Origin of the sequence: Streptomyces sp. NPDC058246, assembly GCF_042881985.1 — a bacterium.
In the GTDB taxonomy this organism is placed as follows: domain Bacteria; phylum Actinomycetota; class Actinomycetes; order Streptomycetales; family Streptomycetaceae; genus Streptomyces.
Genome location: NZ_JBHVWZ010000005.1, coordinates 15,094 through 41,848, shown reverse-complemented (window position 1 = coordinate 41,848; position 26,755 = coordinate 15,094). Strand labels below are relative to the sequence as shown.

At 72.0% G+C, this 26,755-nt stretch carries 27 protein-coding genes; 10 read left to right on the top strand and 17 right to left on the bottom strand.

All coding sequences use genetic code 11. The features are described 5' to 3' along the window. Positions 1 to 2 precede the first annotated feature (2 nt). The 10 genes from cysD to ACFVXA_RS09270 form a co-directional block, all read right to left on the bottom strand. Positions 3 to 953, bottom strand: a complete 951-nt coding sequence (cysD, locus tag ACFVXA_RS09315) for a sulfate adenylyltransferase subunit CysD (RefSeq protein WP_383901113.1) — start codon at positions 951 to 953, stop codon at positions 3 to 5. 124 nt (positions 954 to 1,077) lie between these two features. Continuing rightward, entirely contained in the window at positions 1,078 to 1,635 is a 558-nt protein-coding gene (cysC, locus tag ACFVXA_RS09310) for an adenylyl-sulfate kinase (protein WP_362017487.1), read from the bottom strand. 2 nt (positions 1,636 to 1,637) lie between these two features. Next, positions 1,638 to 2,348, bottom strand: coding sequence for a phosphoadenylyl-sulfate reductase (locus ACFVXA_RS09305; RefSeq protein WP_383741250.1), 711 nt, complete (start codon positions 2,346 to 2,348; stop codon positions 1,638 to 1,640). Further along, complete coding sequence (locus ACFVXA_RS09300; protein WP_362017491.1) at positions 2,345 to 2,524, bottom strand: hypothetical protein; 180 nt, start codon at positions 2,522 to 2,524, stop codon at positions 2,345 to 2,347. The genes ACFVXA_RS09305 and ACFVXA_RS09300 overlap by 4 nt, the downstream gene beginning before the upstream one ends. Continuing rightward, positions 2,521 to 4,212, bottom strand: a complete 1,692-nt coding sequence (locus ACFVXA_RS09295) for a nitrite/sulfite reductase (RefSeq protein ID WP_362017493.1) — start codon at positions 4,210 to 4,212, stop codon at positions 2,521 to 2,523. The genes ACFVXA_RS09300 and ACFVXA_RS09295 overlap by 4 nt, the downstream gene beginning before the upstream one ends. Before the next feature lie 156 nt (positions 4,213 to 4,368). Then, the gene (locus ACFVXA_RS09290) at positions 4,369 to 4,452 is read right to left on the bottom strand and encodes a putative leader peptide (RefSeq protein WP_310591794.1); all 84 of its coding nucleotides are present in this window, start codon (positions 4,450 to 4,452) and stop codon (positions 4,369 to 4,371) included. Positions 4,453 to 4,580: 128 nt separating this feature from the next. Next, positions 4,581 to 5,153, bottom strand: a complete 573-nt coding sequence (locus ACFVXA_RS09285) for a GNAT family N-acetyltransferase (protein ID WP_383741257.1) — start codon at positions 5,151 to 5,153, stop codon at positions 4,581 to 4,583. A gap of 141 nt (positions 5,154 to 5,294) precedes the next feature. Further along, the gene (locus tag ACFVXA_RS09280) at positions 5,295 to 6,677 is read right to left on the bottom strand and encodes a hypothetical protein (RefSeq protein ID WP_390024478.1); all 1,383 of its coding nucleotides are present in this window, start codon (positions 6,675 to 6,677) and stop codon (positions 5,295 to 5,297) included. Positions 6,678 to 6,995: 318 nt separating this feature from the next. Then, positions 6,996 to 8,294, bottom strand: coding sequence for a GAF domain-containing protein (locus tag ACFVXA_RS09275; protein WP_383741263.1), 1,299 nt, complete (start codon positions 8,292 to 8,294; stop codon positions 6,996 to 6,998). A gap of 278 nt (positions 8,295 to 8,572) precedes the next feature. Further along, positions 8,573 to 10,222, bottom strand: coding sequence for an acyl-CoA dehydrogenase family protein (locus tag ACFVXA_RS09270; RefSeq protein ID WP_362017499.1), 1,650 nt, complete (start codon positions 10,220 to 10,222; stop codon positions 8,573 to 8,575). Positions 10,223 to 10,239: 17 nt separating this feature from the next. Here ACFVXA_RS09270 and ACFVXA_RS09265 point away from each other — a divergent pair, with 17 nt between their 5' ends. Then, positions 10,240 to 11,403, top strand: a complete 1,164-nt coding sequence (locus ACFVXA_RS09265; protein ID WP_362017501.1) for a YihY/virulence factor BrkB family protein — start codon at positions 10,240 to 10,242, stop codon at positions 11,401 to 11,403. Between the two features lie 19 nt (positions 11,404 to 11,422). Here the strand turns inward: ACFVXA_RS09265 and ACFVXA_RS09260 are convergent, their stop codons facing one another. After that, positions 11,423 to 12,256, bottom strand: coding sequence for an NAD(P)H-binding protein (locus ACFVXA_RS09260; protein ID WP_389463492.1), 834 nt, complete (start codon positions 12,254 to 12,256; stop codon positions 11,423 to 11,425). An 81-nt stretch (positions 12,257 to 12,337) separates the two neighbouring features. Here ACFVXA_RS09260 and ACFVXA_RS09255 point away from each other — a divergent pair, with 81 nt between their 5' ends. Together ACFVXA_RS09255 and ACFVXA_RS09250 are read left to right on the top strand one after the other, a co-directional pair. Then, positions 12,338 to 13,273, top strand: coding sequence for an AraC family transcriptional regulator (locus tag ACFVXA_RS09255; protein ID WP_390024476.1), 936 nt, complete (start codon positions 12,338 to 12,340; stop codon positions 13,271 to 13,273). Between the two features lie 10 nt (positions 13,274 to 13,283). Beyond that, complete coding sequence (locus tag ACFVXA_RS09250; protein WP_389744733.1) at positions 13,284 to 13,976, top strand: helix-turn-helix domain-containing protein; 693 nt, start codon at positions 13,284 to 13,286, stop codon at positions 13,974 to 13,976. Here the strand turns inward: ACFVXA_RS09250 and ACFVXA_RS09245 are convergent. After that, complete coding sequence (locus ACFVXA_RS09245; RefSeq protein WP_390024474.1) at positions 13,959 to 14,360, bottom strand: VOC family protein; 402 nt, start codon at positions 14,358 to 14,360, stop codon at positions 13,959 to 13,961. The genes ACFVXA_RS09250 and ACFVXA_RS09245 overlap by 18 nt on opposite strands. A gap of 179 nt (positions 14,361 to 14,539) precedes the next feature. Between ACFVXA_RS09245 and ACFVXA_RS09240 the strand changes: the two genes are divergently transcribed. After that, positions 14,540 to 15,184: a ThuA domain-containing protein gene (locus ACFVXA_RS09240; protein ID WP_384017770.1), complete on the top strand. Its 645-nt coding sequence runs from the start codon at positions 14,540 to 14,542 to the stop codon at positions 15,182 to 15,184. 164 nt (positions 15,185 to 15,348) lie between these two features. Next, entirely contained in the window at positions 15,349 to 16,977 is a 1,629-nt protein-coding gene (locus ACFVXA_RS09235) for a carboxylesterase/lipase family protein (RefSeq protein WP_390024472.1), read from the top strand. Positions 16,978 to 17,017: 40 nt separating this feature from the next. Here the strand turns inward: ACFVXA_RS09235 and mmuM are convergent, their stop codons facing one another. Continuing rightward, positions 17,018 to 17,941, bottom strand: coding sequence for a homocysteine S-methyltransferase (gene mmuM / locus ACFVXA_RS09230; RefSeq protein WP_389463501.1), 924 nt, complete (start codon positions 17,939 to 17,941; stop codon positions 17,018 to 17,020). A 424-nt stretch (positions 17,942 to 18,365) separates the two neighbouring features. On the opposite strand from mmuM, the gene ACFVXA_RS09225 reads away from it, so the two are divergent. Both ACFVXA_RS09225 and ACFVXA_RS09220 read left to right on the top strand, forming a co-directional pair. Beyond that, on the top strand, positions 18,366 to 20,078 hold the full coding sequence (locus ACFVXA_RS09225; protein WP_390024470.1) for a DUF2264 domain-containing protein: 1,713 nt from the start codon (positions 18,366 to 18,368) through the stop codon (positions 20,076 to 20,078). A 206-nt stretch (positions 20,079 to 20,284) separates the two neighbouring features. Continuing rightward, positions 20,285 to 21,091, top strand: a complete 807-nt coding sequence (locus tag ACFVXA_RS09220) for an isocitrate lyase/phosphoenolpyruvate mutase family protein (RefSeq protein WP_390024468.1) — start codon at positions 20,285 to 20,287, stop codon at positions 21,089 to 21,091. Here ACFVXA_RS09220 and ACFVXA_RS09215 read toward each other — a convergent pair. The 4 genes from ACFVXA_RS09215 to ACFVXA_RS09200 all read right to left on the bottom strand — a co-directional run bounded on the left by ACFVXA_RS09215 (position 21,077) and on the right by ACFVXA_RS09200 (position 23,626). Beyond that, positions 21,077 to 21,886, bottom strand: coding sequence for an alpha/beta fold hydrolase (locus ACFVXA_RS09215; RefSeq protein WP_390024466.1), 810 nt, complete (start codon positions 21,884 to 21,886; stop codon positions 21,077 to 21,079). The genes ACFVXA_RS09220 and ACFVXA_RS09215 overlap by 15 nt on opposite strands. After that, a complete protein-coding gene (locus ACFVXA_RS09210; protein ID WP_362017523.1) occupies positions 21,879 to 22,466 on the bottom strand; it encodes a WHG domain-containing protein in 588 nt (195 codons plus the stop codon). The genes ACFVXA_RS09215 and ACFVXA_RS09210 overlap by 8 nt, the downstream gene beginning before the upstream one ends. Positions 22,467 to 22,547: 81 nt before the next feature. Beyond that, the gene (locus ACFVXA_RS09205; RefSeq protein WP_390024464.1) at positions 22,548 to 22,793 is read right to left on the bottom strand and encodes a DUF397 domain-containing protein; all 246 of its coding nucleotides are present in this window, start codon (positions 22,791 to 22,793) and stop codon (positions 22,548 to 22,550) included. Beyond that, positions 22,790 to 23,626 (bottom strand): Scr1 family TA system antitoxin-like transcriptional regulator, encoded by an 837-nt coding sequence (locus tag ACFVXA_RS09200; RefSeq protein ID WP_390024462.1) that lies wholly within the window; start codon positions 23,624 to 23,626, stop codon positions 22,790 to 22,792. The genes ACFVXA_RS09205 and ACFVXA_RS09200 overlap by 4 nt, the downstream gene beginning before the upstream one ends. Positions 23,627 to 23,780: 154 nt before the next feature. Here ACFVXA_RS09200 and ACFVXA_RS09195 point away from each other — a divergent pair, with 154 nt between their 5' ends. The 3 genes from ACFVXA_RS09195 to ACFVXA_RS09185 all read left to right on the top strand — a co-directional run bounded on the left by ACFVXA_RS09195 (position 23,781) and on the right by ACFVXA_RS09185 (position 26,667). Next, the gene (locus ACFVXA_RS09195) at positions 23,781 to 24,209 is read left to right on the top strand and encodes an ATP-binding protein (protein WP_390024460.1); all 429 of its coding nucleotides are present in this window, start codon (positions 23,781 to 23,783) and stop codon (positions 24,207 to 24,209) included. A gap of 155 nt (positions 24,210 to 24,364) precedes the next feature. Continuing rightward, positions 24,365 to 26,071 (top strand): PHP domain-containing protein, encoded by a 1,707-nt coding sequence (locus ACFVXA_RS09190; protein WP_390024458.1) that lies wholly within the window; start codon positions 24,365 to 24,367, stop codon positions 26,069 to 26,071. Further along, positions 26,068 to 26,667, top strand: a complete 600-nt coding sequence (locus ACFVXA_RS09185) for a hypothetical protein (protein WP_389463509.1) — start codon at positions 26,068 to 26,070, stop codon at positions 26,665 to 26,667. The genes ACFVXA_RS09190 and ACFVXA_RS09185 overlap by 4 nt, the downstream gene beginning before the upstream one ends. Positions 26,668 to 26,755 lie beyond the last annotated feature (88 nt).

Here is a 26,755-nt window from a genome sequence, read left to right as displayed (position 1 = left end):
GGCTAGAAGTACCCCTCGCGCTTGCGGTCTTCCATCGCGGCCTCGGACATCTTGTCGTCGGCGCGGGTCGCGCCGCGCTCGGTGAGCCGGGAGGCGGCGATCTCGGCGATCACGGCGTCCAGCGTGGTCGCGTCGGAGTCGACGGCGCCGGTGCACGACATGTCACCGACGGTGCGGTAGCGGACCTGTCGCTTCTCCACCGTCTCGTGCTCGCGAGGGCCGCCCCACTCACCGGCGGTCAGCCACATACCGGCCCGCTGGAAGACCTCCCGCTCGTGCGCGAAGTAGATCTCGGGCAGCTCGATGCCCTCGCGGGCGATGTACTGCCACACATCCAGCTCGGTCCAGTTGGACAGCGGGAACACCCGGACGTGTTCACCCGGCGCGTGCCGGCCGTTGTAGAGCTGCCACAGCTCGGGCCGCTGGCGGCGCGGGTCCCACTGGGAGAACTCGTCGCGCAGCGAGAACACCCGCTCCTTGGCGCGGGCCTTCTCCTCGTCGCGGCGTCCGCCGCCGAACACGGCGTCGAAACGCTCGGACTGGATCTTCTCGGTCAGCGGCACGGTCTGCAGGGGGTTGCGGGTGCCGTCCGGGCGTTCGCGCAGCACACCGCGGTCGATGTAGTCCTGGACGGAGGCCACATGCAGGCGCAGCCCATGTGCGGCGACCACACGGTCGCGGTACTCCAAGACCTCGGGGAAGTTGTGTCCGGTGTCCACATGCAGCAGCGTGAACGGGATCGCCGCCGGGGCGAACGCCTTCAGTGCCAGGTGCAGCATGACGATGGAGTCCTTGCCGCCGGAGAAGAGGACCACCGGCCGCTCGAACTCCCCCGCCACCTCACGGAAGATGTGCACCGCCTCGGATTCCAAGGCGTCCAGGTGGGAGAGCGCGTACGGGCTGGAGTCCTCGGAATTCCCGGCTGCCCCGGAGACAGTGGCTGCGGTCGTCATGCTGCATCCCTTTCGTTCGCTTCTCCGCTCGCGCGGCGCAGAGGTGCGGCAATCTCCCCCAGTGCCTCGAGGGCCTGGGAGGTACCCCCGGTCGTCCGCGGCCCGATGGCCGCGCGTGCGTCGCTCACAGGACACCCCTCCCGGTGAGCAGCGCATGCAGCGCGGCCGCGGACTCCTGCACGGTCTGGGTGTGCGACTCGATGCGCAGATCGGGCGACTCGGGCTCCTCGTAGGGGTCGTCGACGCCGGTCAGCCCCGAGATCTCACCCGCGGCCTGCTTGGCGTACAGCCCCTTCACATCGCGTACGGAGCACACCTCGACCGGGGTCGCGACGTGCACCTCGATGTACGGGGTGCCACCGGCCTCGTGCCGACCCCGCACGGCCTCGCGGCTGTCCGCGTAGGGCGCGATCACCGGGACGAGCGCCTTGACGCCGTTGCGGGCGAGCAGCTCGGCGAGGAAGCCGATCCGCTGCACGTTCGTGTGCCGGTCCTCGCGCGAGAAGCCGAGACCCGACGAGAGGAACTCGCGGATCTCGTCGCCGTCGAGGACCTCCACGCGGTGGCCCTCCTCGCGCAGCCGGCCGGCCAGCTCGTAGGCGATGGTGGTCTTGCCGGCACTCGGCAGACCCGTGAGCCAGATGGTGGCTCCGGTCACTTGGTTCTCCTGAAGAGTGGTCATGGTCAGCCGTGCAGCCCGCACTCGGTCTTCGAACGGCCCGCCCAGCGGCCGGCGCGCGCGTCCTCGCCCTCCAGCACACGACGGGTGCAGGGCGCGCAGCCGACGGAGGCGTAGCCGTCCATCAGCAGCGGGTTGGTGAGGACTCCGTGCTCGGCGACGTAGGCGTCCACGTCGTCCTGCGTCCAGCGGGCGATCGGCGAGATCTTGACCTTCTGGCGCTTCTCGTCCCAGCCGACGACCGGGGTGTCGGCCCGGGTCGGGGACTCGTCGCGGCGCAGCCCGGTCGCCCACGCGTCGTACTTGGCCAGGCCCTCTTCAAGGGGCTTGACCTTGCGCAGCGCGCAGCACAGGTCCGGGTTGCGGGCGTGCAGCTCGGGGCCGTACTCGGCGTCCTGCTCGGCGACCGTCTGGCGCGGGGTGAGCGTGATGACGTTGACGTCCATCACGGCCTCGACCGCGTCGCGGGTGCCGATGGTCTCGGGGAAGTGGTAGCCCGTGTCGAGGAAGACGACATCGACGCCGGGCAGGGCACGGGACGCGAGGTGGGCGACCACCGCGTCCTCCATGGAGGAGGTCACGCAGAAACTCTTGCCGAACGTGCTGGCGGCCCACTGGAGGATCTCTAGGGCCGAGGCATCCTCCAGGTCGCGCCCCGCCCGCTCGGCGAGACTCTTCAAGTCCTCGCCCGTACGCTCTTCCTGAATCGTCGTCATATCCGGTCCCCTCCGCCTTCGTTGCGCTGAACCCCACGGGCGAGCAGCCCGAGGAACTTCAGCTGGAAGGCTCGGTTGCACGCCGCGCATTCCCACGCGCCGTGGCCCTGCTCGCTGGGTCGCAGGTCCTCGTCTCCGCAGTAGGGGCAGTAGAAGGGCGCGGCACGCTCGCTCATGAGAGGGCCTCCTCGGAGGCGCGGGCGGCCCAGGTGGCGAAGCGCTCGCCGTCCTCGCGCTCCGCCTGGAAGCGCTTGAGGACCCGCTCGACGTAGTCGGGCAGCTCGTCCGAGGTGACCTTCAGACCACGGACCTTGCGGCCGAAGCCGGCCTCCAGGCCGAGCGCGCCGCCCAGGTGCACCTGGAAGCCCTCGACCTGCTCGCCCCGGTCGTCGAGGACCAGCTGGCCCTTGAGACCGATGTCCGCGACCTGGATACGGGCGCAGGCGTTCGGGCAGCCGTTGATGTTGATGGTGATGGGCTCTTCGAACTCGGGGATGCGGCGCTCGAGTTCGTCGATCAGGGAAGCACCGCGCGCCTTGGTCTCGACGATCGCGAGCTTGCAGTACTCGATGCCGGTGCAGGCCATGGTGCCGCGCCGGAAGGGGGAGGGCCTGACGGTCAGGTCGAGCGCCTCCAGGCCCTCGACGAGCGAGTCGATCTGCGCCTCGTCCACGTCGAGGACGATCATCTTCTGCTCGACGGTGGTACGGAGGCGGCCCGAGCCGTGCGCCGTGGCCAGCTCGGCGATCTTCGTGAGGGTCGCGCCGTCCACGCGGCCGACGCGCGGCGCGAAGCCGACGTAGTAGCGGCCGTCCTTCTGCCGGTGCACGCCGACGTGGTCGCGCCAGCGGGCGACCGGCTGGTCGGGGGCCGGGCCGTCGACGAGCTCGCGCTTCAGGTACTCGTCCTCCAGGACCTGGCGGAACTTCTCCACGCCCCAGTCGGCGACCAGGAACTTCAGGCGGGCGCGGGTGCGCAGCCGCCGGTAGCCGTAGTCGCGGAAGATCGAGATGACGCCCTCGTAGACCTCCGGGACCTCGTCGAGCGGGACCCAGGCGCCGAGGCGCTGGCCGATCTTCGGGTTGGTGGACAGGCCGCCGCCGACCCAGACGTCGAAACCGGGGCCGTGCTCCGGGTGGTTCACGCCGACGAAGGCGATGTCGTTGATCTCGTGCGCCACGTCCAGGAGCGGCGAGCCGGAGATCGCGGACTTGAACTTGCGCGGCAGGTTCGAGAAGTCCTTGTTGCCGATGATCCGGCGGTGGATCTCCTCGATCGCGGGCGTGCCGTCGATGATCTCGTCCTCGGCGATCCCGGCGACGGGCGAGCCGAGGATGACGCGGGGCGTGTCACCGCAGGCCTCGGTGGTGGACAGGCCCACGCCTTCGAGCCGGTCCCAGATCTCGGGGACGTCCTCGATGCGGATCCAGTGGTACTGGACGTTCTGCCGGTCGGTGAGGTCTGCGGTGCCGCGCGCGAACTCCTGCGAGATCTCGCCGATGACGCGCAGCTGGTCGGTGGTGAGCCGGCCGCCGTCGATGCGGACGCGCAGCATGAAGTACTTGTCGTCCAGCTCCTCGGGCTCCAGGATCGCGGTCTTGCCGCCGTCGATCCCGGGCTTGCGCTGGGTGTACAGCCCCCACCAGCGCATACGTCCCCGGAGGTCATTGGGGTCGATCGAGTCGAAACCGCGCTTGGAGTAGATCGTCTCAATGCGTGTCCGCACATTGAGACCGTCGTCGTCCTTCTTGAACTGTTCGTTGCCGTTGAGCGGGGTGAAGTGCCCCACGGCCCACTGACCCTCGCCGCGGTGACGGCTCACCTTGCGGCGGGGCGCGGCGGGATTCTGCGGGGTGGCGGCCATGGTTGATACGTCCTTCGGGACTGCGGGACAGGTCGGTCAGCGGCTCTGACCTGCACATACGGGCGCATACAGAGGTATGGGCGCGCATTGCGCAAGGGTCGCAAAAGGGGGGGTCGGCGGTGCTGGACCCGTGGCCGGAGGCCACCGATGGGTGCGTCAGCGCGCCGGACAGATGGCGCTGGACATGCGGCCGAGGTCGACGTGACGCCGACTCACCAAGGCAATTCCAGTTCCAGACATGACGGAAGCGTGTCACGGGGATCTCCGGCCAGTCCACCGTCATCCATCATGTGGACACCCTTGTCCCGAATGGCGAGACAAGGGTGTCGTCGATCACACGGTCGCACGGTTTACGGCGTCCGTGCAGGTCAGCCGACCCGCGCCCCCGGCCAGGGACCCGGCGTGTCCACCTCCCGCTCCTCCTCGACCTTGGTGTCGAAGAGCTGGAAACCGCGCCGCAGGTAGTTGTCCATCGCGTGCTCCCCGTCCTTGCTGCATGTATGCAGCCACACCCGCTTGGTCTCGGCCCGCCCGGGCCAGCGCTCGGCCAGGTCCCAGGCCCGGGCGATCCCCTGCGAGAGGAGGTGGCCGCCGATCCGGCGCCCGCGGAAGGCGGGGATCAGTCCGAAGTACATGATCTCCACGGCACCGTCGTCCTGCGGGTCCAGCTCGACATAGCCCGCGGGCGTCCCCCTGTCGTACGCGACCCACGTCTCCACGCCCGGCCTGTCCAGGACCTCCTGCCACCGCGCGTACGTCCAGTCGAGCCGGTCCGTCCAGCGGATGTCCCCACCGACCGACGTGTACAGGAAGCGGCTGAACTCCGGCGAGGGGACCTCGGAGCGCACGATCCGGACGTCCCCGTCGGGCGCGATCGCGGGGAGCAGGTCGGTCGGGGCCGTCTGCTCAAGGGACCAGGTGGTCACAGTGACGTTGCTCATGCGGGCCAGGGAACCATGGGGTCCCGGCCGCCTCCAAAACGCTCTCACGGGTCGAGCCGGGCGCCGCCGGAAGCCGTCCCGCAGTGGCGTCCGGCCGGGCCGGGTCCCGTCGGCCGGGGTCCGTGCCGGTGACCCGTTCGGTCAGTCCAGCGAGTCGTCCACCGACGACAGCGGTACCGCGTAGAGCATCCGCTCCGTCGCCGCGCCCGTCAGCGTCCACAGCTCGCCGGTCTCCTGCCAGTAGGACAGGGACGCGGTGTGCAGGCCCCAGCAGGCGTGCGACTGGTCCGCGGTGCAGGTGGCCGCCCCGGCGCCGCTGCCGGTCTGCCGCCACAGGGTGGCGTGCTGGGTGCGGCTGTCCGGGGTGTGACCGAGGTACCACTGCGCCTCGCGCCCGCCGCTCGGTGTGTGCGACAGGACGCCCGACGCTCCGGCCGCCTTGGTCTCGTAGGCCTCGACCGCGTCGACGTACCCCTGGGAGTCGGCGAGCAGGCCCGTGCGGTGGGCGGCGGTGCTGTAGGAGTACCGCCACACGCGGGAGCGGTCCGTGCCGGACGTGGACGATTCGGTCGCGACCAGGCTGTCCGGCGCCGTCGTACGGTCCAGGGAGAGCGAGCCGAAGCAGGGGACCGCCTTGTCGCCGGCCGTCGAACAGGTGCCGCCGGGCACGTCGTACGAGCCGATGGCCGGCAGCACGTACTGGTAGCCGTCCGCCGAGTAGCCGCCGCTCACCCTGCCGACGGCGCCGCTGTTCACATCGGCCTCCAGGATGCGGTGCAGGTCGAAGACGAGCAGGCCGGCGCCCTGTGCGGCGGTGACGATCAGCTTGTCCTGGTACCAGACCATTCCGCCCAGACCGGAGTGGACCGCCGTGAAGTTCTTGCCGCCGTCGCGCGGGGTGACGAGCAGGACCCAGCGGTACTTGAGGGCGTGCGGGTCGGTCGCGTCGACGAAGGCGACCCGGGCCAGACCCTCGTCCCCGGCCGGCGTCGCGGCCTGGTCGCCGTGGTGCGCCGGAGTGGCGGCGGCCGGGCCGTCGTCGTGCGTCCAGCCGGCCAGGATCACCCGGTGCGCGCCCCACCTGCCGTCGTCGTCCGCGTCGCCGGAGGTGGTGACGGACCGCGGCTGCCACTGCCCGGTCCGCGCGTCGCCGCTGTCCCAGCAGTACGCGCGCGTGGCCGTCGGCTCGACCGGCAGCGCGGCGCGCTCGTCCGCGGTGCAGTCGGTCCGGTCGCGCATCGAGTGGTCGGCGCTCGCGAGCACGCCGTCGACTCCGACGTTTCCGCCCATGCCCTTGGTGAGCGTGTCGAGTGTGCCCCGGGCGACCAGGCTCTCGTGGAGACGCAGCTCGCCGGTCGCGGCCGTCGAGGTGAGCGGGGTCAGCGCGCCAGGAGTGCCGCTGCCCGTGGCCTGGGAGGTGCTGATGAGGGTGGCTGTCGCGGTGAGCGCGAGGGCGGTTCCGGCCAGGGTGGCGCGCAGCGCCTGTCCCCTTCTACGACGACGGTGCCTGCCGCGGTGCTTCATGCGTCCTCCCGACGAAGGCCAACTGCCTCTCACACTCTGAGCGTTGACGGAGAGACGGGTGGGGTGGCCTGTGAGGGGATGCTACGGCAGAGTCCGGCGGGGCTGGTCGAAGACCCCCGAAGACACTCACGAAATACGCATGTGACGGGAGACCCGTTGGAGTCTCTTCGCCTCCGCCGTCCCCCCGCCGTCCCTCCCCGTCCCGCATCTCGGGGGCTCTCCCCGACCGCCCGGTACCGGGCCGGACGGGGGCTCCGCCCCCGGCCACCTCCCAGTTTCGGGCCGGACCGGGGCTCCGCCCCCAGCGTCGCCTCGTCCTCAGGCGCCGGACGGGCTGGGGACACCCGCGCGCGCTCCCAGGACCGCCGGTGCCGTCGAGTGCGGAAGCAGGTTCAAGGGGTCGTCCGGGAGCAGGACCTCGATCTCCACCTCCTCGCGGTAGCGGTACGGGCGGTGATCGAGGAGCCCGGTGAGGCGGCGGCGCAGCCGGGACAGTTCGGCGCGGACGGTCACCGTGCGGGTCGGGTCGCCGAAGAGGTCGACGGCGAGCTGCGCGGCGCTGCGCCCCTGCCGGTGGACGGCGAGTACGTACAGCAGCTCGGCGTGACGCGGGGTCAGATCCTGTGTCCAACTGCCCGCCGCACCCAGCACGGTGGCGCAGGGCCGCCGGGACTCGCTCAGGTCCAGCACCACGCGGCTGGCGCATTCCGAGGTGTCGGCGTCCGTGATGCGCAGCAGCCATCCGCCGGGCATCGGCTCGGCGACGCACGTCCCCAGGGAGGGCAGCCAGACTCGGCCCGCGCCGAGGGAGTCCGGCAGCGGGACCCGGTCGACGGGCGGCATCCCCGTGACGGCCGCGAGCCAGCCGTTGGTGTCCACCACCAGTGCCCTGCCGCCCAGCCGGCACAGGACGGGCGCGGCCACCGCGCGCAGTCGCTCGATGGCCGTCAGATGCCGGGTGCGCAGTTCGCTTTCGGCCAGCCGGGACACCGAGTCGACCAGGGCGAGGGTGGCCGGGTGGAAGGTGTTGTCCGGTCCGCTCACGTCGATGATGCCGAGCAGCCGTCCGTCGCGCGGGTCGTGCACGGGCGCGGCGGCGCAGGTCCAGTCGTGCAGCGTGCGCACGAAGTGCTCGGCGGAGTGCACCTGGACGGGGGCTCCGGCGCTCAGCGCGGTGCCGATCGCGTTGGTGCCCGTGCTGTCCTCGCTCCAGGCGGCGCCTTCCTCCAGACAGATGGTGTCGGCCCGGCGCAGCACGCCCGCGTTGCCCTCGCGCCACAGCACCCGGCCCTCCGGGTCCGTGACCACCATGATCTGCAGGGACGCGTCGGCGACCGAACCCAGGCCGCCGCTGAGGATCGGCATCACCTCGGCGAGCGCGCTGGATGTCCGCCGATGTTCGAGTTCGTCCGTTTGTAGCAGGGCACTGTCCGTGCTTTGTTCGGGATCGACACCGAAACGTTTCACTCGTTGCCAGGACTGCCCGATCACCGGCCGCGGAGGGAGCGGGGAGCGATCACCTCTGAGCGCCGCGGCCCAGGTTTCCTGGAGCTGCCGGACCGTTTCGGACGCGTCCAGCGGAGCGAAACGGGTGGGGTTGAACGATGAGGTCTTCACAGGGCACTCCCGAAACCAGTACCGCGTACGAGCTGTGGCGGCGCCGTCACCCCACATCGTGCCTGCTCTCGGCCCGGGACGCCGGGAGTTCACGCAAGGTGCCCAAACGAATGCAACGGTCTGCAACTCTCGCCAACGGTCACAAGGTTCCTCGAAACTGACAATGACGTCGCCTGTGCGGCGTCCGTGCTCCTTGAACGGGGCCAGAGAGCGGGGGTGGTGCCGTGTCGGCGCAGCACCACCCCCGCATCAGCTGCGGTGCGGCTTCAGTGGGTCCACTACGACACAGGCCGGGCCCGCTCCACCACCGTGGCCAGATCCAGACTGTGCGGCAGTGTGCCGAAGGCGGAACCCCAGTCGCCGCCCAGCCGTGAGGCGCAGAACGCGTCGGCGACCTCCGGGGGCGCGTACCGGACCAGCAGCGACCCCTGGAGCACCAGCGCGATGCGCTCCACCAGCCGGCGGGCCCGGCCCTCGATGCCGTCCAGGTCGGCGAGTTCGGCCAGCAGGTTCTTGATGGCCCCGTCGAGCCGGTGGTCGGCGCCGCGGGCCCGGCCCACCTCCCGCAGATAGGCGTCCAGGGCGCCCGGCTCCCGCTGTAGCGCGCGCAGCACGTCCAGGGCCTGGACGTTGCCCGCGCCCTCCCAGATGGAGTTCAGCGGCGACTCGCGCAGCAGCCGGGGCATGCCCGACTCCTCGACGTACCCGTTGCCGCCCAGGCACTCCAGCGCCTCCACCGCCACCGGCGTACACCGCTTGGTCACCCAGTACTTGGCGGCAGGCACCGCGAGCCGCAGGAAGGCCCGCTCCTGCTCGCTGCCGTCGTCGTAGGCGGCGGCGAGGCGCAGCGCGAGCGTGGTCGCCGCCTCCGACTCCAGTGCCAGATCCGCCAGTACGTTCCGCATCAGTGGCTTGTCGATCAGCTTGCCGCCGAACGCCTCACGGTAGGTGGAGTGGTGGACGGCCTGCGCGACGGCCTGCCGCATCAGCGAGGCGGAGCCGAGCACACAGTCGAGGCGGGTCGCCGCGACCATCTCGATGATGGTGCGCACGCCGCGCCCCTCGTCCCCGACCCGGCGTGCCCAGGTCCCGTCGAACTCGACCTCGCTGGAGGCGTTCGACCGGTTGCCGAGCTTGTCCTTGAGCCGCTGGATGCGGAAGACGTTGCGCGTGCCGTCCTCCAGGACGCGCGGCACCAGGAAGCAGGTCAGGCCGCCACCTCCCGTGGAGGGGGATGCCTGCGCGAGGACCAGGAAACCGTCCGACATGGGCGCCGAGCAGAACCACTTGTGGCCGGTCAGCTCGTACGTCCCGTCCTCGGCGAGCGGTCGCGCCTCCGTGGTGTTCGCGCGTACGTCGCTGCCGCCCTGCTTCTCCGTCATGCCCATACCGAAGAGCACGCCGGCCTTCTGCGCGGCGGGCCGCAGCCCCTGGTCGTAGATCGCGGAGGTCAGGCGCGGCTCCCACTCGGCGGCGAGCGCGGGGTCGGTGCGCAGCGCGGGCACCGCCGCGTGGGTCATCGACAGCGGGCAGCCGTTGCCCGCCTCGGCCTGCGTCCAGATCACGAAGGCGGCCGCGCGCCGGACATGCCCGCCGGGCCGCGACCACGCCGAGGTGAGCCCCGCGGAGACGCCCTTGCCGAGGAGCCGGTGCCAGGAGGGATGGAACTCGACCTCGTCGATCCGGTTGCCGTAGCGGTCGTGGGTGTGCAGCGTGGGCGGGTTCTCGTTGGCCAGCACCCCCCACTCCTGCACCTGCGCGGAACCGGACGTGCGCCCGAGCCCCGACAGCTCCTCGCGTGCCTCGTCGAGGAGCCCTGGATCGAGATGCCGGTCGACCGCCTCCGCGAGGGCCCGGTCGGCGGCGAATACGTCATATCCGACCAGGGGTGGAGCCTGGTTGGTCACGGTGTGGGTGCTGGCTGCCATACGGATACGGTAAGGATGTGCACCAGGTAAAAGAAACACCTGAACGGCCTCGCCCGGGCCGCTTCCACCGCGCTCGCGCGCTGTACCGGAACGTTTCGAAGCGCAGGACCGCCTGGCTGCTGCTCAAGGACACCGTCAACTCGTGCATGGAGTACCGGATCCTGGGGCTGGCGGCCGAGGCCGCCTTCTTCACGCTCCTGTCCGTGCCGCCGCTGCTGCTGAGCCTCATCGGGCTGCTCGGATACGTGGACGACTGGACCGGCGCCGACACGATCGCCGGCCTGGAAGCCAACATCCTCGACGCCTCCCGCACGGTCCTCACCGAGAAGGGCGTGCACCAGATCGCCCAGCCGATCCTGCACGACGTGATGAAGGGCGGCCGCCCCGACATCATCTCCCTCGGCTTCCTGTTCGCCCTGTGGTCGGGCTCCCGCGCGGTGAATGTCTTCATCGACACCATCACCGTGATGTACGGGCTCGACGGCACCCGGGGGATCGTGAAGACCCGGGTGATGTCGTTCCTGCTGTTCATCGTGGCGCTGCTGATCGGCTCGGTCGCGCTGCCGCTGATGGTGGCGGGCCCGGACGCGGTGGTGAACTTCGTGCCCTGGTCGACGACCGTCGTCCAGATCCTGTACTGGCCCGTCGTGATCGTCCTGTCGGTCGCCTTCCTCACGACGCTCTACCACGTGTCCGTGCCGGTGCGTTCCCCCTGGGTCGAGGACGTGCCGGGCGCCCTGGTGGCCCTCGCCATGTGGGTCTTCGGCAGCATCCTGCTCCGCATCTACCTGACCAACACGGTCGAGGGCCCCACGATCTACGGCTCGCTCGCCGCGCCCGTCGCCGTCCTGCTCTGGATCGGCGTGTCCGCCTTCGCGGTCCTGGTCGGCGCCGCCGTCAACGCCGCCATCGACCGGGTCTGGCCGGCCGCCTCCACCGCCGCGGCCCGCGCCGCCAACGAACGCCTTCGCGAGGCCCAGGCCGCCGAGTACGTCGCCCGCGCCGCCGCCTCGCGCTCGTACGACGCCGATCCCGACGACCCGGACATGCCTTCCGAGTTCCCGGAGCGCTGGTCGCGCTTCCTGCCCCCGGAGGACGTCACCTCCCGGCTGCGCACCCACGCGAAGAACCCGCACCACCATCCCCACCGGAACGGGGACGCCCCGCCCCCCGGCGAGTGACCCCGCGGGCCGGAGCGACTCAGGCCTTCCACACCCCCGCCGCCGCGGCCTCCCGCGCGAAGTCCGTGAAGTCGCGCGGCTCGCGGCCGAGGATCTGCCGGACGCCGTCCGAGAGGTAGGAGTTGCGGCCGTCGAGGAGGCTCTCGAAGAGCTCGACGAGGAAATCGACCTCCTCGGGCGGCACGCCGAACCCGGCCAGGTTGTCGCCGTACTGCCGCGCCGTCACCGGGACGTACGTCAGCTCGCCGCCAGTCGCCGCCGAGATCTCCGCGACCGCTTCCCGGAAGGTCATCAGCCGGGGCCCCGAGATCGCGAGCTCCTGGCCGACGTACCGGTCGCCCGACGTCAGCGCGGCCACCACGACGTCCGCGATGTCCCGTACGTCGATGAACGGCTCACGCACCTCACCGGCCGGGAACACCAGCTCCCCATGGCGCAGCCCCTCCACCAGCGGACCCTCGCTGAAGTTCTGCGCGAACCACGCGGCCCGTACGAGCGTCCACCGCGCGCCCGACGACTTGAGCGCCTCCTCGGTCGGCCGGGCCCGCTCCTCACCTCGCGAGGACAGCAGCACCAGGCGCCGTACGCCGAGACCGACCGCCTCCCGCGCGAGCGCGCCGACCGCCTCGGTGGCGGCCGGGGAGCCGACGTCCGTCGGGTACACCAGATACGCCGCGTCGGCGCCGCGCAGCGCCCCGGCCCACGTCGACGCGTCCTCCCAGTCGAAGCCCTGGGCGCGTGAGCCGGCCCGTACCGTCAGGCCCGCCGCCCGCGCGGCCTCCGCGACCCGGCGGCCGGTGCGCCCCGTGGCCCCTGTCACCAACACCGTCATGTTCCGCGTGTTCTCTGCCATGTCCGTCAGTCAACTGCCGCCCGGCGGACGGAACCATCGCTGAACGGCTCATTCCCATACGTACGCGTCTACGCTGGCGCCATGGACGCACTCGCAGGCCTGTTGGAGGGTCCACGCGCGCGTGGCGCCTTCATGATCCGTGCGTGTTTCGACCCGCCGTGGTGCGTTCGCGTCGAGGACCGCGCCCCCCTGACGATCATGCTCGTGGTCCGCGGCGACGCCTGGGTCGTACCGGACGGGGGCGAGGGGGTGCGGTTGCGGGCGGGCGACCTGGCCATCGCACGCGGCCCGGACCCGTACACCTGCGCCGACGACCCGGGGACGGCTCCGCAGGCGGTGATCCTTCCGGGCGGCGAGTGCACCTATCCCGACGGGCGCTCCCTCAAGGGCCACTGGGACCTCGGCGTACGCAGCTGGGGCGACCGGCTCGACGGCTCCACGGTGCTGCTGATCGGGACGTACATGATGCAGGGCGAGATCAGCGGGAGGCTGCTGGACGCCCTGCCGCCGCTTCTCTCCCTCACCTCGGACGTGTGGGAGTGCCCGCTGACGCCGATCCTCGCGGACGAGATGGTGCGCGACGAGCCCGGGCAGGAGGTCGTCCTCGACCGGCTGCTCGACCTGCTGATGATCGCGGCGCTGCGGGCCTGGTTCTCCCGCCCCGAGGCCGCGGCGCCCGCCTGGTACCAGACTCTCGCGGACCCGGTCGTCGGCCGGGTGCTGCGGCTGGTGCAGGACGACCCGGCCCACCCCTGGACGGTGGCGACCCTGGCGGCCAAGGCCGGGGTCTCCCGGGCCGCCCTCGCCCGCCGCTTCGGCGAACTCGTGGGCGAGCCCCCGATGACCTATCTGACCGGCTGGCGCCTCGCCCTCGCCGCCGACCGGCTGCGCGAGACGGACGAGACCCTCGAGGCGATCGCCCACCAGGTCGGCTACGGCAGTGCCTTCGCGCTGTCCACGGCCTTCAAGCGGGTGTACGGCGTCAGCCCGCAGGAGCACCGGACACGGGCGGCGTAGCCTGACGTACGTGTACGTGGAGCGGGCGTCCCGGCTGGCGGGCGCGGTGGTGTGGAGCCGTGTCCTGCCGGGGAGTGGCTCGGCCGTGGGGCCCGTGCTTCCCGATGGCTGCATGGACCTGCTGTGGACCGAGGGGCGGCTGCTGGTCGCCGGTCCTGACACGCGGGCGTACGTTCCAGGCGGTGTGCCCGGTGGCTGGGCGGGCATCCGGTTCTATCCCGGTACGGCCCCCGCGGTGCTGGGCGTTCCCGCGCACGAACTCCGCGACAGGCGGGTCGAGTTGACCGACCTGTGGCCCGCTTCCCGGGTGCGGCTCCTGACCGGGAGGGTCGACGGGGCCGCCGATCCCATGAACGCCCTGGAAGAGGTGGCTCTGGAGCGGGCGAGGGACGCGCGGCCGCCGGATCCGCTGCTGCGGGCTCTGGTCGCGGCTCTGGACTCGGGCCGGCCGGTCGCCGCGATCGCCGATGAACTGGGCCTGAGCGCACGCCAGTTGCACCGCCGCGCGCTCGTCGCGTTCGGCTACGGGCCGAAGACGCTGGCCCGGGTGCTGCGGTTGCAGCGGGCCCTGGCGCTCGCGCGGGACGGGGTGTCCCTCGCGGAGACGGCGGCCCGCGCCGGGTTCGCCGACCAGGCCCACCTGGCGCGGGACGTGAAGGAGCTGGCGGGGATGCCCGCCCGAGAGCTACTGCGTCTGCGGTAGCCGCGCGAACAGGTCGACCCCGTTGCCGTCCGGGTCGTGCACGACCGCGTACCGCATGCCCCAGAAGGCGTCCCACGGCTTGAGCTCGCCGTGATGACCGGCGCCGACGAGTTCCTCGTACACGGAGTCGACCTCGGCCGGACGGTCGCAGACGAAGGCGAGCGCGACCCGCCCGCCGCCGGCCGGGGGCCGCCACCCGGTGTGGAACGACCGGATCGTCTCCTCCGTGTCGAGCGCCAGTCGCAGTCCGCCGGGCAGCTCTGCCTCGACATGCGGCTGATCCTCGGAACCCTCGGGGAACGCGAGTCCGAGCCGACGGTAGAAGGCGAGCGAGGCGGCCATGTCGGAGACGACGAGACCGATTACGTCGAATCGTGGAGTCATGGGGTGACGGTAGGCGGTGGCCCGGCGGCCGGTCTTGAAGGAATCGGACACGAGGTGGCCGGGGAGGGTTCTCGCCCTGAACGGTCTCGCCCTCAGAGGCCGGACGGGCTGAAGATCCCCAGCTCCGGCGGGCGAAGGAGGGAGCGGCTCGGATCCGGGGGCGGCTTAGGCTCGGGGCCATGTCCTTCCGCGTGCTCGTCCACACCCGCACCACCGGCTACCGGCACGACTCCATCCCGGACGCCGTCGCCGCCGTGCGCACGCTCGGGGACTTCGAGGTCGACGCCACCGAGGATCCGGCGGCTCTCGAAGCGGGCTTGGAGGCGTACGCCGCGGTGGTGTTCCTCTCCACGAGCGGGGAGGTGCTGACGGCGCGGGGGCGGGAACGGCTCGCGGCGTACGTCGAGGGGGGCGGGGGGTTCGTCGGGGTGCACGCCGCCGCCTGCACCGAGTACGACTGGCCCTATTACGGCGAGTTGCTCGGGGCACGCTTCGACCGGCATCCGGAGTACCAGCCGGGCAGTGCCGTCGTCGAGGACCGCGGTCATCCGGCAACCCGACACCTGCCGCCCGTATGGGAGTTCACGGACGAGTGGTACGACTTCCGGTCCAGTCCCCGCGGTTCGGTGCGTGTGCTCGTCTCCGCCGACGAATCCTCTTACCAGGGTGGGGGCATGGGCGAGGACCATCCGCTCGTGTGGTGCCGTGAGCAGGGCGCGGGCCGGGTCTTCTACACCGCCCTCGGGCATGCCTCCCAGGCGTACGAGGACCCGGACTTCCGTGCGCATCTGCTCGGCGGCATCACCTGGGCGGCCGGGGCGTAGCCGCGGCGCGGGCGCGGCCGTCTCGGAGAGCGGCTGGTTCCGGCACGTCGATGTAGGCCGAACAGGGCCGTCCGTGACCGGGGAAGGACGTCCTCGGGAATATCGCGTGGTTTTGTGATGCTCTGGAGGAACGGTTCGCGAGTCGGCGAGGAGCTGGTGGTCGAATGGCGGTGGACGCGGTGGACTCGGTGTCGGCGACGAAGGATCCGGTGGTCACCACCCCCTACGGAGCGGTGCGCGGCCGGTACGAGAACGGGATCGCCGTCTTCCGCGGCATCCCGTACGCGGCACCGCCGTTCGGCCCCCGACGCTTTCGGCCCCCGGTGCCGCCCGAGCCCTGGGACGGGGTGCGCGACGCGGGCGCGTTCGGGCCGACGCCGCCCAAGCCGCCGTACTCCGAGGCGTTCTCGCGACTCCTCGCCGACCCGGTCGTGCCCGGCGACGACTGCCTCAACCTCAATGTGTGGACACCGGAACCGGCGCCCGGCGCCCGGCTCCCCGTCATGGTGTGGATCCATGGCGGGGCCCTGACCCGGGGTTCCTCGGCCGTGCCCGTCTACGACGGGCACGCCTTCGCCCGCGACGGCGTCGTCCTCGTCTCGATCAACTACCGCCTGGGCGTGGAGGGTTACGGCCTCTTCCCGGACGCCCCCGCCAACCCGGGGCTGCGCGATCAGCTCGCCGCGCTGGAGTGGGTACGGGAGTCCATCGCGGAGTTCGGCGGCGACCCCGACCGCGTGACCGTCTTCGGGGAGTCGGCCGGAGCCATCAGCATCGGCGCGCTGCTGGCCAGTCCGCGCGCCGCGGGTCTGTTCCACCGGGCCGTCCTGCAGAGCGGGCCGCCCGAGGCGAGCGACCGCGACAAGGTGCGCCGGATGGTGCGCAGGATGGCCACCCGGCTGAAGGTCCCGGCGACGGCCGAGGCATTCGCCGCCGTCGACCGCGAACTGCTCCTGCGCACCCAGGCCGAGGTGGGCAGACTCAGCAGCCCGGTGCTCGGCGGGCCCGCGTTCGGCATCGTCGTCGACGGCGACCTCGTCCCGCGCGACCCGCTGGCGGCCCTCGTCGAGGGCGCCGCCCCGGAGGTCGGGCTGCTGCTCGGCTGGACCAGCGAGGAGTACCGGCTGTGGCTGGTGCCCGGCGGACTGCACGAGCGCGTCGACCGGCTCGGTCCCGTCGCGCTGGCCGGCGCCATGGCCCGCTGTCGCTGCGGCCACGAAGTGCCCCGCGGCTACCGCGCGATCCACCCCGACGCGGGCACCGCCGACCTCGTCGGCCAGATGGTCACCGACCACCTCCTGAGGGTGCCGCTGCACCGCCTCGCGGACGCGCAGAGCAGGCGATTCCCCTCGTACGTCTACGAGTTCGCGTGGCCCTCGAACGTGCCGGGCCTCGGCGCCTGCCACGCCCTGGAGCTGGGCTTCGTCTTCGACACCGCCGGCGTACCGGAGTCGGCGAAACTCGCGGGGGCGGGGGCACCACAGGAGCTGGCCGACGCCATGCACGCGGCCTGGGTGCGGTTCGCGGCCGACGGCGACCCCGGGTGGGCCGCCTGGGACGCCTCGCACCCGGTCCGGGTCTTCGGCGCCGGTGCACCGCATACCGTGCACGGCCCGCGCGACCGTGAACTCGCCCTGTGGAACGCGGAATCGACCAAGCCCGCCGACAAGCCCGTCGACTCTTCGGAACCCACACCCGCCGCGTCCCCGGGCTCCGGTTCGCCCACACGGGGAACGGCACCGCTGTCGGCCGTACTGCGCTTCCGTCGCTCGGGGGGCGCCCGTCGTCCGTGACGACGCCGGCCCCGCCGAGTGTCCCGGCGCGCTCAGTCCCTCAAGCCCCGAGCGTCCCGGCGATCACACTGATCGCCTCCGGTCCCACCCGGCAGCACCCTCCGATCAGCCGGGCCCCGCCCCGCCGCCACCCGGTGACCTGCTCGGCCGTGAAGGTGGAGCGTCCGGTCCAGGCGCGGGCCTGTGCGTCCCAGGCCTCGCCGCTGTTGGGGTAGACCACGACCGGCTTGCCGGTCACGCGCGCGGCGGTCTCGACGGCGCCGTCCACGTCCTCCGGGGCGCAGCAGTTCACGCCGACGGCGATGATCTCGTCCGCGTCGGCGGCCGCCGCGAAGGCCTCCTCCAGGGGCTGCCCGGCCCGCGTACGGTCCCCGGCGACGCTGTACGACAGCCACGCCGGTACGCCGAGCCCGCGCACCGCCCGCACCAGCGCCCGTGCCTCGTCGGCGTCCGGCACGGTCTCCAGGGCCAGCACGTCGGGCGCGGCGGCGGCCAGCACCTCCAGGCGGGGGCGGTGGAAGCGCTCCAGCTCCTCGACGCTCAGCCCGTACCGGCCCCGGTACTCCGAGCCGTCCGCGAGCATCGCCCCGTACGGGCCGACCGACGCGGCGACCCACAGCGGCCGGGTGACGCCCTTCGCGGCAGCGCGCCGGGCGGCCTCGCGGGCCAGTTCGACGCTGAGGCCGAGGAGCTCGGCGGCCTTCTCGTAGGGGATGCCGCGTTTGGCGAAGCCCTCGAAGGTGGCCTGGTAGCTGGAGGTGATCGCCACGTCCGCGGCCGCCTCGAAGTAGGCGAGATGCGCCTCGACGATCGCCTCCGGCCGTTCCGCGAGCAGCCGCGCCGACCACAGCGCGTCGCTCAGGTCGTGCCCGGCCGATTCGAGCTGGTTGGACATACCGCCGTCGAGGACGACCGGGCCGGCGGAGAGGGCGTCGGCAAGGGTGCCGGAGGTGTCACTGCTCATGACATGACGCTAGTCGATACGACGAACGACGCCCGCTGCCGTCCACCAGCTGAACCTTCCGCCCACGATGCGGACGCCCCCCACCTAACTGTGGGCATGCGTGCCGCCAGGGGCGGCACGGGTGGGCACAGCGGCACCCCGTACAGCGCCGGGCCGCGCGACCCACCCCCGAGCTGAGCCACGGCGCGGACCGCATCACGGAGGAACTCGCCCGCTGGACGGCGACGGACGCGGGCCGAGGATCCGCCTGCCGCAAAAATGATCCAGGACTAGAAAGCGCTTGCCCGTAGCGGTACGGTCACGCGCCAGGCCCTTGTCGCCCTGCCGGAGGAGCCGCAATGAGACGTCTCGACATCGCCGTGCCGGCGGCGGTGATTCTGAGCACCGCCCTGGCCGTGCCCGACGACACGGAGAGCCCCCTGTGATGCCCTCCGAGCCCTTCGAGGACCGCACCCTCAGCCCGTACACCGGCTACACCCGTGCCCATTGGGAGGCGGTCGCCGACTCGCTGCTCGCCGCGGTCGCGCCGTACGCCACCGCCGACGGCGCGCTCTACCACTTCCCCGGCGAGCACACGAGCGCGTCCGGCAGGCTCTCCGACGGCCTGGAGGGCTACGCCCGCACGCTCTTGCTCGCCGCGTTCCGCCGCGACGAGAAGGTGCTGGAGCGGTACGCGGACGGCCTCGCCGCCGGAACCGCGGGCGTCTGGCCCCGCGTCGAGCACCGCAGCCAGCCGCTCGTCGAGGCCGCGTCGATCGCCCTCGCGCTGCGCCTGACCCGGCCGCTGCTGTGGGACCGCCTCGACGACGGCGTGCGGCAGCGGGCCGCGCGGTGGCTCGGCGACGGGATGACGGCCGAACCCTGGCCGTGCAACTGGGAGTTGTTCCCGGTGACGGTCGGCGGCTTCCTCCAGGAGATCGGTCACGAGCCCGAGGCGTCGCGCGCCGCGATCGACCGTGGCCTGGAGCGCATCGAGCAGTGGTACCTCGGCGACGGCTGGTACACCGACGGCCACGGCCGCAAGTTCGACTACTACAACGGCTGGGCCATGCACCTCTACCCGGTGCTGCACGCCTGGCTGGCGGACGACACCCGCCTGCTCGACCTGTACGGCGGCCGCCTGGAGGCCCATCTCGCCGACTACGCCCGCCTGTTCGGCGGCGACGGTGCCCCGCTGCTCCAGGGCCGCTCCCTCACCTACCGCTTCGCGACCGCCGCACCGCTGTGGCTCGGCGCGCTCACCGGCCGTACGCCGCTGTCGCCGGGCGAGACCCGACGGCTGGCCTCCGGCGCGCTGCGCTACTTCCTCGACCGGGGCGCGGTGGACGACCGAGGTCTGCTCAGCCTCGGCTGGCACGGCCCCGACGACGCGCTCCTGCAAGCCTATTCGGGCCCCGCGTCCCCGTACTGGGCGAGCAAGGCCTTCGTCGGCCTGCTCCTCCCGCCGGACCACGAGGTGTGGACGACGGCCGAGGAGCCCGGTCCGACGGACCGCGCCGACGCGGTCACCCCCGTCGGCCCGCCCAACTGGCTTCTCCAGTCGACCACTTCGGACGGCGTCGTCCGCCTCCACAACCACGGCAGCGAGGACGCCCGCTACGACCCGTACTACACGCGGCTCGCGTACTCGACGGCCACAGCTCCCTCCGCTCCCTCCGCGTCCTCGGCGTCCTACGACAACAGCGTGATCGTCGGCGACGACCCGAGCCGTACGGAGATCGAGCCGCTCGGCGTCGGGGCGGGCTGGGCGGCGTCCCGGCACACCGTGGGGGACGGCATCCGGGTCACCAGCCTCGTGGTCGCCCGGGGTGCGGTGGAGGTGCGGGCCCATCTGGTGTCGGGGGCGGCTCCCGGGACTTCGGTGCGTGTGACGGGCTGGGCGGCGCGGGACGGGCTCCGGTCGGAACTCCTGCCCGTCCTCGGCCTGACCGACGCCCTCTCCGGCCGAACCCACGAAGGCGACACCCTCTTCGTCGCCCTCGCCCGGCTGACCGGCGAGCCGGATCCCGCGCCGCTGGGCGAGACGGTGTCCGTCCGGGCCCACGGCCCGGGCGAGTTGGACGTCCGCTGGAGCGGAGGGTCCGGGGCGCGGGTGCGGCTGGACGGGCGCGGGGTGGAGGTCACCGTGCGGGACTGAGGACCGCCTCGGGCGGGACGGCGAGGGCGGGACGGCGAGGACGGGACGGCGAGGGCGGTGTGCTGTGGTGCGCGGTGTGGTGCCTCGTGCGTGGGACGCGCCGGGCGGTCGCTGTCGACGGGTGGACGGTCGCCGGGCCTGTGCGGGGGGCGGGCCGTGGGCACGGTTCGGCCGTGGCCGAAGTGTGCGGGACTTAGCGTGGGCGTATGAACCCCGTTGTCACCCCCTTCCGCGCGCTTCACCACACCGACAAGCCCCTCCTCCTCCTCCCCAACGCCTGGGATCACGCCTCGGCGTCGGCCCTCGCCGCCCAGGGCTTCGAGGCGATCGGTACCACCAGCCTCGGCGTCGCGGCTGCCGCCGGGCTGCCGGACGGTACGGCCGCCACCCGGGACCTGACACTGAGCCTCGCCCGGCAGCTGGGCGCGGGCGCGTTCCTGCTGTCGGTGGACGCCGAGGACGGGTTCAGCCAAGACCCGGACGATGTCGCCGAGTTGGCGCGCGAGCTCGCCGACGCCGGGGCGGTCGGCATCAACCTGGAGGACGGACTCGGGCCGGTGGCGCTGCACGCCGCGAAGATCGCCGCGGTCAAGGCCGCCGTACCGGACCTCTTCGTGAACGCCCGCACCGACACGTACTGGCTCGGCGACGGCGGCCACGCCGAGACATGCCGACGCCTCGACGCCTACCAACAGGCGGGCGCCGACGGTGTGTTCGTCCCCGGGCTCGGCGACGCCGACCGGATCGCCGCGCTGGTGAAGACCCTCGACGTGCCGCTCAACATCCTCTACTCACCGCTGGGCCCGACGGTCGCCCGACTCGGCGACCTCGGTGTGCGCCGGGTCAGCCTCGGCTCCTTGCTGTACCGGCGGGCGCTGGGCGCGGCCGTGGACGCCGCCGCGGACATCCGGGCGGGACGTCCGCCGCGAGGCCTCACGCCCACGTACGCCGACGTCCAGGCACTCAGCGCAGAGGGCCCGCCCCGATCTGTCGGCGCCTCAGCTACCCGGTGACGACTCAGCCGGGACCGGCCGAGTGAATGTCCGGGCCAGCAGGTCCGCGAAGGACGCCGGGTGCTCCAGACAGCCCAGGTGACCGCCGGGGAACTCCACGAAGTCGGCGCCTATGAGCTCGGCGAGCAACTCGGCGCTGCGGCGCGGGAGTTGCCCTCGCGAGTCCTGTCCCGCGCCGACGGCGAGCCGGGCGGAGAGCGGCTTGAGAGCCTCGACGTCCGGTGCGTGCGTAGCGAAGGGGAGCAGGACGTGGGCGAGGAAGATGCCGATGGGGGTGTCCGCGGCGATTTCCCTGGCTCTTTGCGGCGCTCGGCCCTCCCAAGTCCGGCCCTCGAGACCGGCGCTGAGACGCTCCATCGCGGGCCCGACCCCCTCCGCGCGGCAGATCTCGTGAACCTCCCCGATCATCGCCCGCTGCCGCGCCGCGTCGGGCAGTACCCCGACGCTCGGCGGCTCATGAGCGACGACACGCCGCACGCGCTCCGGGTGCCGGGCCAACAGGTCCAGCGCGACGATGCCGCCGGAGCTGGAGCCGAAGACGCAGGCGGACTCACCCTCCGGGAGGACCGCTTCGAGAACCCGGTGGGCGTTGTCTCTCCACACCTCGACCCGCTGGTCGCCGACCGGCTCGTCCAGCGGTCCGCGGGACAGTCCGAGCGGGTCGTACGTCACCACGGTGAACCGCTCGGAGAGTCGCTCCGTGACGCCCTCCAGGCCCATGGGGTGACCGGCCCCACCGGGAATGACCAGCAGCACAGGGCCGCTGCCGCACACGTCGTAGTGAAGGTCACTCATGATCGTCGTCCTTTGTCCGTGGCCAGTGCTCAAGGGCCACATGCAGGGCGTCCAGCGCGCGCTCCCAGGACGCCTGTACGTCACGGGGGGCGCCGAATCCGCCGATGGCTTCGAGGTTGCAGTAGCCGTGGAAGGTGCTGCGCAGCAGGCGTACCGCGTCGGTGAGGTCGGGCTCGGACAGCCCGTACGCGCGCAGCATGCCGTAGGTGACGTCGGCGGTGCGCCGGCCCGCGTCGGACTCGGCGGCGACGGCGGGGTCGAGCTGCAGATGCGTGGCCCGGTACCGCCCCGGCCGCTCCAGCGCGTACTCCCGGTAGGCGCCCGCGAAGGCGACGAGCGCGTCCTTGCCCGCGCGCCCGGCCACGGCGGCGGCGATCCGGTCGATCATCTCGCCGGCCGCGAGGAGCGCGATCCGCTCGCGCAGCTCCCGCACGCTCTTCACGTGCGAGTACATGCTCGCGTCCTTCACCCCGAACTGCCGCGCCAGTGCGGACACGGTGACGTTCTCGAAGCCGACCTCGTCCGCGAGATCGGCCGCCGCCTCCACGACACGTTCGGTCGTGAGCCCGGCACGGGCCATGTGTCTCCACCTGTCGCTCGGCTGAACCTAGAGTATCTAGGCTACAACCTAGGGCGCGCAGGTTACGCGAGCCGTACTTGGTCAGCCGCGCGCGGCGAACTCGACGAAGTCCGTCCAGGCGGTGGGGGAGAGGGTGAGCTGGGGGCCGCGGGTGTTCTTGGAGTCGCGGATGTGGATGGTGGTGGGGCAGGTGGCGATCTCGACGCAGTCGCCCTCGCTGCCGCTGCTGTAGGTCGACTTGCGCCAGGCGAGGGCCACTTCGACGCAGTCGTCGCCCTCCGAACCGCTGTAGCTGCTCTTGAACCAGGCAAGTCCGTTCGTGCTCATAGCGCCCCTCGCATCTGCTGGAGCAGGCTCACCGTGTCTTCGGGGGTGAGGGCCTGTGAGCGCATCTTGGCATACCGCTGCTGGAGCACGCTGATCGCTTTGCGGTCACTGATCAGGTGGCCGGTCTTCTGGCCTTCCGCGTAGGCGAGCCATTCGTGCTCGGGGGTCTCGCACAGGTGCATGGGACCGTCGAGACCTGCGTGCGCGGGCTGTCGGAGCGGCATCAGCTGGATCTCGACGTTCCAATGCCTCTCGTTTACGTCCAGCAAGTGGTCGATCAACTCCTGTGTGACCTCCTCGCCGCCCGTGTGCCGCTCCAGGACGGCCTGTTCGATGATGAAGCTGAACGCCGTGGGCCGCTCCCGGCTCGCGCTGAGCAACTCCTGTCGCGCGAGACATGCGGCCACGCGCTGCTCCACCTGTTCGTCGGTTGGGCGCAGCGGCACGCTCCACATCACCGTTCGCGCGTACGCCTCCGTTTGCAACAGGCCTGGGATCAACCTGCATTCGTACGTGTACAGGCTGATCGCCAGCTCCTCCAGATCCGCCCACTTCCGGAACCAGGAAGCCAGCCCCGGTTGCCGAGTGGCGTACTTGGCAGCCGCCCGCAGCACCCCGAACGCGTCCAGCACCTCTTCCGCCCGCTCGATGTACACCTGCGGCGGAAGCCTCCTGCCCTGCTCGATCGACGCCACCGTGGACGGCTGGAACCGCACCAGTGGCGCGAACTCCTCCTGGGTGAGCCCCGCCCGCTTGCGGAGGGCCTTCTGGACCAGTCCGAACGTCTTCAGACTGTCCGACGGTTCGGGCTCGTTCGTGGTGCTGTTGGTCATGCCGGGTACTCCCGAGTGCAGTGGTGCCAACCCCGCCAAGTCACCTATGGTCACTGACGGTTACCCGTACTGTCCACAGCGTGAACTCGTACGCCGCGCAGCGTACGAGTGGCGTAACTGGTGGTCCCCCTGGCCCCCACGCGACCGTTGCCCCATGCAAGGAGACACCCAAGCCCAAGTCCCCGTCACCGTACGTACGTTCACGCAGCTTTACAGCTGCACCCCGCGAGGGGCCCGGCTCGCGCGGCGGCTGGTCGCGAACCGGATGGACGTCTGGGGGTTCGCGTGCGACAGCGAGGTCAGCGAGAACGTGACCCTCGTCGTCGCCGAGCTCGCGGCGAACGCCGTGCGGCACGGCCGGGTGCGCGGGCGCGACTTCCGCGTACGGCTGCTGTGGCGCGAGGGTGTCGTGCGAGTGGAGGTGGCCGACGGGCGGACCGACCGGTTGCCCGTGCTCCAGGAGCCGTCGGACGGCGAGGGCGGGCGCGGGCTGCTGCTCGTCGCGGGGCTCGCCGAGCGGTGGGGAGTGGACCCGCGTCCGGGCGGCGCGTACAAGGTCGTCTGGGCGGAAGTCCGGACGTAACGGCTGGTCGGCCGGACAACTCACAGGTTTGCGAGGGTAGTTGACCAGCCCACGTCGCCGGGGCATCACGCATCGGCCGACCACTGTTCATGTTTCACATCGAACCTCCTCGTGACACGCGTCCCATGGGGTGGCGCGCGACTCAGGAGGCGGTCATGGGCCACACGCACGTACATGAGCACGGGCATCACCACCACCATCACCACGACGAGTCGGCCGGCGCCCCGCTGCCCGCCGCCTTCGACACCTCGGTGCCCGACGAGGCCCTCACCCCCGACCAGCAGTCGCGCCGCTCGCTGCTGCGCCGCGCCGGGCTGCTCGGGGCGGGATTGGCCGCCGACGGCGTCCTCGCGCAGGGGGCCGCCGCCCCGGCGTACGCCTCCTCGGGCAGCCGGAAGAAGAACGGCTTCCTGTGGCTGGCCGGTGACCACCACATCCACACCCAGTACAGCAGCGACGGCAAGTACCGCGTCGGCGACCAGGTCCGCCAGGGCGCCCGGAACGGCCTGGACTGGATGGTCATCACCGACCACGGCAGCGAGACGCACGCCAAGATCGGTGTGGAGAAGGTCAACCCGGACATCCAGGAGGCCCGGGACGCGTACGAGGACACGCTCGTCTTCCAGGGGCTGGAGTGGAACATCCCGGCCGCCGAGCACGGCACGGTCTTCGTCCACCCCGGCAAGAACGAAGTCGCGGTCCTCAAGCAGTTCGAGACCGACTACGACGGCAGCGTGAAGAACGCCTCCGGCTCGACGCCCGCCAACGAGGCGCTCGCCGTGGCGGGCCTCGCCTTCCTCGGCGAGCAGGTCCGGCGCCGCAAGGTCAAGGACGCGCTGATGCTCGCCAACCACCCGGCGCGGCGCGGTGTCGACTCCCCGCACGAGATCCGCGCCTGGCGCGACGCGACCGACGCGAGCCACCAGATCGCCGTCGGCTTCGAGGGCGCCCCCGGCCACCAGGCCGCCGGTATCGCCACACCGCTCGGCATGGGCCGGGCCCGGGGTATCTACGACAACAGCCCGAGCGCCGACTCCTTCGCCGGGTACCCGCTGGAGAGCTACCGCACCTGGGGCGGCTTCGACTGGATGACCGCCACCGTCGGCGGCCTGTGGGACAGCCTCCTCGCCGAGGGCAAGCCCTGGTGGATCACCGCCAACTCCGACTCGCACCAGGTGTACACGGACACCGCCGTACGCGGCGGCCCGGACAGCGACTTCACCGCCAACGGCCGGCACACGGACCCCGTCTACGGCGGCAAGATCGACCTCACGCAGGGCGACTACTGGCCCGGCCAGTACAGCCGTACGCACGTCGGCGCCGACGGATTCTCCTACGCTGCCGTGATGGACGGCATCCGCGCCGGGCGCGTGTGGGTCGACCACGGGCAGCTCCTCGGCGGCCTCGACGCACGGGTCGCGGGCGGCAGCCGCTGGGCGACCCTCGGCGGCGCGCTCCAGGTGCGCAAGGGCACGCGCGTCACGCTGACCGTGGACCTGGGACTGGCCGGCGGCCCCAACTGGGCGGGGTTTGTGCCGAAGTTGGCGCGCGTCGACGTCATCCAGGGCGACGTGACCGGCGTGGTCGGGGACCGGGACACCTTCACCGCCCCCACCGCGAAGGTCGTCAAGTCGTACGAGGTGAACAAGTCCACCGGCACGGTCCGTCTCACGTACGACCTCGGTGCGGTCGACCGCCCGCTGTACGTCCGTCTGCGCGGCACCGACGGCAACCGCTCGTCCGTCGGCCTGATGGGCGCGGCGGTCGACCCGGCGGGCCCGGCCGTGGACGTCGTCGGCGACGCGGACCCGTGGAAGGACCTGTGGTTCTACTCCAACCCGGTGTGGGTCCTGCCGTCGTGACCGAGCGGTCCGAGCGGTCCGAGCGGTACGTCGTCGGAGTCGACACCGGCCACGGCGGCGCCCTGCGGGAGGCCGACCACCTGCTGCGCGGGCTGGCCGTCGAACTCGGGCTGCCGGACGACGCGTGGGGCTGCACGCACCACGTACGGGAGGGACGGCGGCCGCACACGGCGCTGTCCTTCGCCGTGCCGTCGGAGCGGGCGGCCCGCGCGGCCTGGCAGCGGCTGCGGGAACGGGAGTTCGGGGTCGCCCTCGGTGCCGACCGCCACGGTCCCGAGGAGCTGGCCACCGGTGCCGCCCATGCCGCCGCCGAGCACGAGGCGCGCACCGGTGGCCGCGCCGTTCTCTACACCGGGTCCGAGGCCCTCACCGGCACAGTGACCGTCGCCCGCGTGCTGGCTCTCTCCGCGGTGGACCGGGTCGCCGTACTCGGCGCGCCGGACGGCCCCGAGCCTGAGCGGCGGATCGTCACGCGCGACCACGTACGTCCGGAGTGGCGTGACGGGCGCCTGGTCCTGACGACGATGCCGGCCGCGGGCGGCACCCTCGTCCCGTTCGAGGTGCCGGATCCCACGCCCTGCTGCGCGGACCACTGAGGAGAGGAAAGCGGGAGCGCAGGAGGGCAACGGGCCACTAGGGCAGGGCCAGGACGGCAAGGGCCAGTAGGGCAGCGCCAGGACGGCG

What these genes read in the sequence shown, in the direction of transcription:
- cysD (WP_383901113.1), bottom strand. Translation starts at nt 953, where the DNA reads ATGACGACCGCAGCCACTGTCTCCGGGGCAGCCGGGAATTCCGAGGAC.
- cysC (WP_362017487.1), bottom strand. Translation starts at nt 1,635, where the DNA reads ATGACCACTCTTCAGGAGAACCAAGTGACCGGAGCCACCATCTGGCTC.
- ACFVXA_RS09305 (WP_383741250.1), bottom strand. Translation starts at nt 2,348, where the DNA reads ATGACGACGATTCAGGAAGAGCGTACGGGCGAGGACTTGAAGAGTCTC.
- ACFVXA_RS09300 (WP_362017491.1), bottom strand. Translation starts at nt 2,524, where the DNA reads ATGAGCGAGCGTGCCGCGCCCTTCTACTGCCCCTACTGCGGAGACGAG.
- ACFVXA_RS09295 (WP_362017493.1), bottom strand. Translation starts at nt 4,212, where the DNA reads ATGGCCGCCACCCCGCAGAATCCCGCCGCGCCCCGCCGCAAGGTGAGC.
- ACFVXA_RS09290 (WP_310591794.1), bottom strand. Translation starts at nt 4,452, where the DNA reads ATGTCTGGAACTGGAATTGCCTTGGTGAGTCGGCGTCACGTCGACCTC.
- ACFVXA_RS09285 (WP_383741257.1), bottom strand. Translation starts at nt 5,153, where the DNA reads ATGAGCAACGTCACTGTGACCACCTGGTCCCTTGAGCAGACGGCCCCG.
- ACFVXA_RS09280 (WP_390024478.1), bottom strand. Translation starts at nt 6,677, where the DNA reads ATGAAGCACCGCGGCAGGCACCGTCGTCGTAGAAGGGGACAGGCGCTG.
- ACFVXA_RS09270 (WP_362017499.1), bottom strand. Translation starts at nt 10,222, where the DNA reads ATGGCAGCCAGCACCCACACCGTGACCAACCAGGCTCCACCCCTGGTC.
- ACFVXA_RS09260 (WP_389463492.1), bottom strand. Translation starts at nt 12,256, where the DNA reads ATGGCAGAGAACACGCGGAACATGACGGTGTTGGTGACAGGGGCCACG.
- ACFVXA_RS09255 (WP_390024476.1), top strand. Translation starts at nt 12,338, where the DNA reads ATGGACGCACTCGCAGGCCTGTTGGAGGGTCCACGCGCGCGTGGCGCC.
- ACFVXA_RS09245 (WP_390024474.1), bottom strand. Translation starts at nt 14,360, where the DNA reads ATGACTCCACGATTCGACGTAATCGGTCTCGTCGTCTCCGACATGGCC.
- ACFVXA_RS09240 (WP_384017770.1), top strand. Translation starts at nt 14,540, where the DNA reads ATGTCCTTCCGCGTGCTCGTCCACACCCGCACCACCGGCTACCGGCAC.
- ACFVXA_RS09235 (WP_390024472.1), top strand. Translation starts at nt 15,349, where the DNA reads ATGGCGGTGGACGCGGTGGACTCGGTGTCGGCGACGAAGGATCCGGTG.
- mmuM (WP_389463501.1), bottom strand. Translation starts at nt 17,941, where the DNA reads ATGAGCAGTGACACCTCCGGCACCCTTGCCGACGCCCTCTCCGCCGGC.
- ACFVXA_RS09225 (WP_390024470.1), top strand. Translation starts at nt 18,366, where the DNA reads ATGCCCTCCGAGCCCTTCGAGGACCGCACCCTCAGCCCGTACACCGGC.
- ACFVXA_RS09220 (WP_390024468.1), top strand. Translation starts at nt 20,285, where the DNA reads ATGAACCCCGTTGTCACCCCCTTCCGCGCGCTTCACCACACCGACAAG.
- ACFVXA_RS09215 (WP_390024466.1), bottom strand. Translation starts at nt 21,886, where the DNA reads ATGAGTGACCTTCACTACGACGTGTGCGGCAGCGGCCCTGTGCTGCTG.
- ACFVXA_RS09210 (WP_362017523.1), bottom strand. Translation starts at nt 22,466, where the DNA reads ATGGCCCGTGCCGGGCTCACGACCGAACGTGTCGTGGAGGCGGCGGCC.
- ACFVXA_RS09205 (WP_390024464.1), bottom strand. Translation starts at nt 22,793, where the DNA reads ATGAGCACGAACGGACTTGCCTGGTTCAAGAGCAGCTACAGCGGTTCG.
- ACFVXA_RS09200 (WP_390024462.1), bottom strand. Translation starts at nt 23,626, where the DNA reads ATGACCAACAGCACCACGAACGAGCCCGAACCGTCGGACAGTCTGAAG.
- ACFVXA_RS09195 (WP_390024460.1), top strand. Translation starts at nt 23,781, where the DNA reads ATGCAAGGAGACACCCAAGCCCAAGTCCCCGTCACCGTACGTACGTTC.
- ACFVXA_RS09190 (WP_390024458.1), top strand. Translation starts at nt 24,365, where the DNA reads ATGGGCCACACGCACGTACATGAGCACGGGCATCACCACCACCATCAC.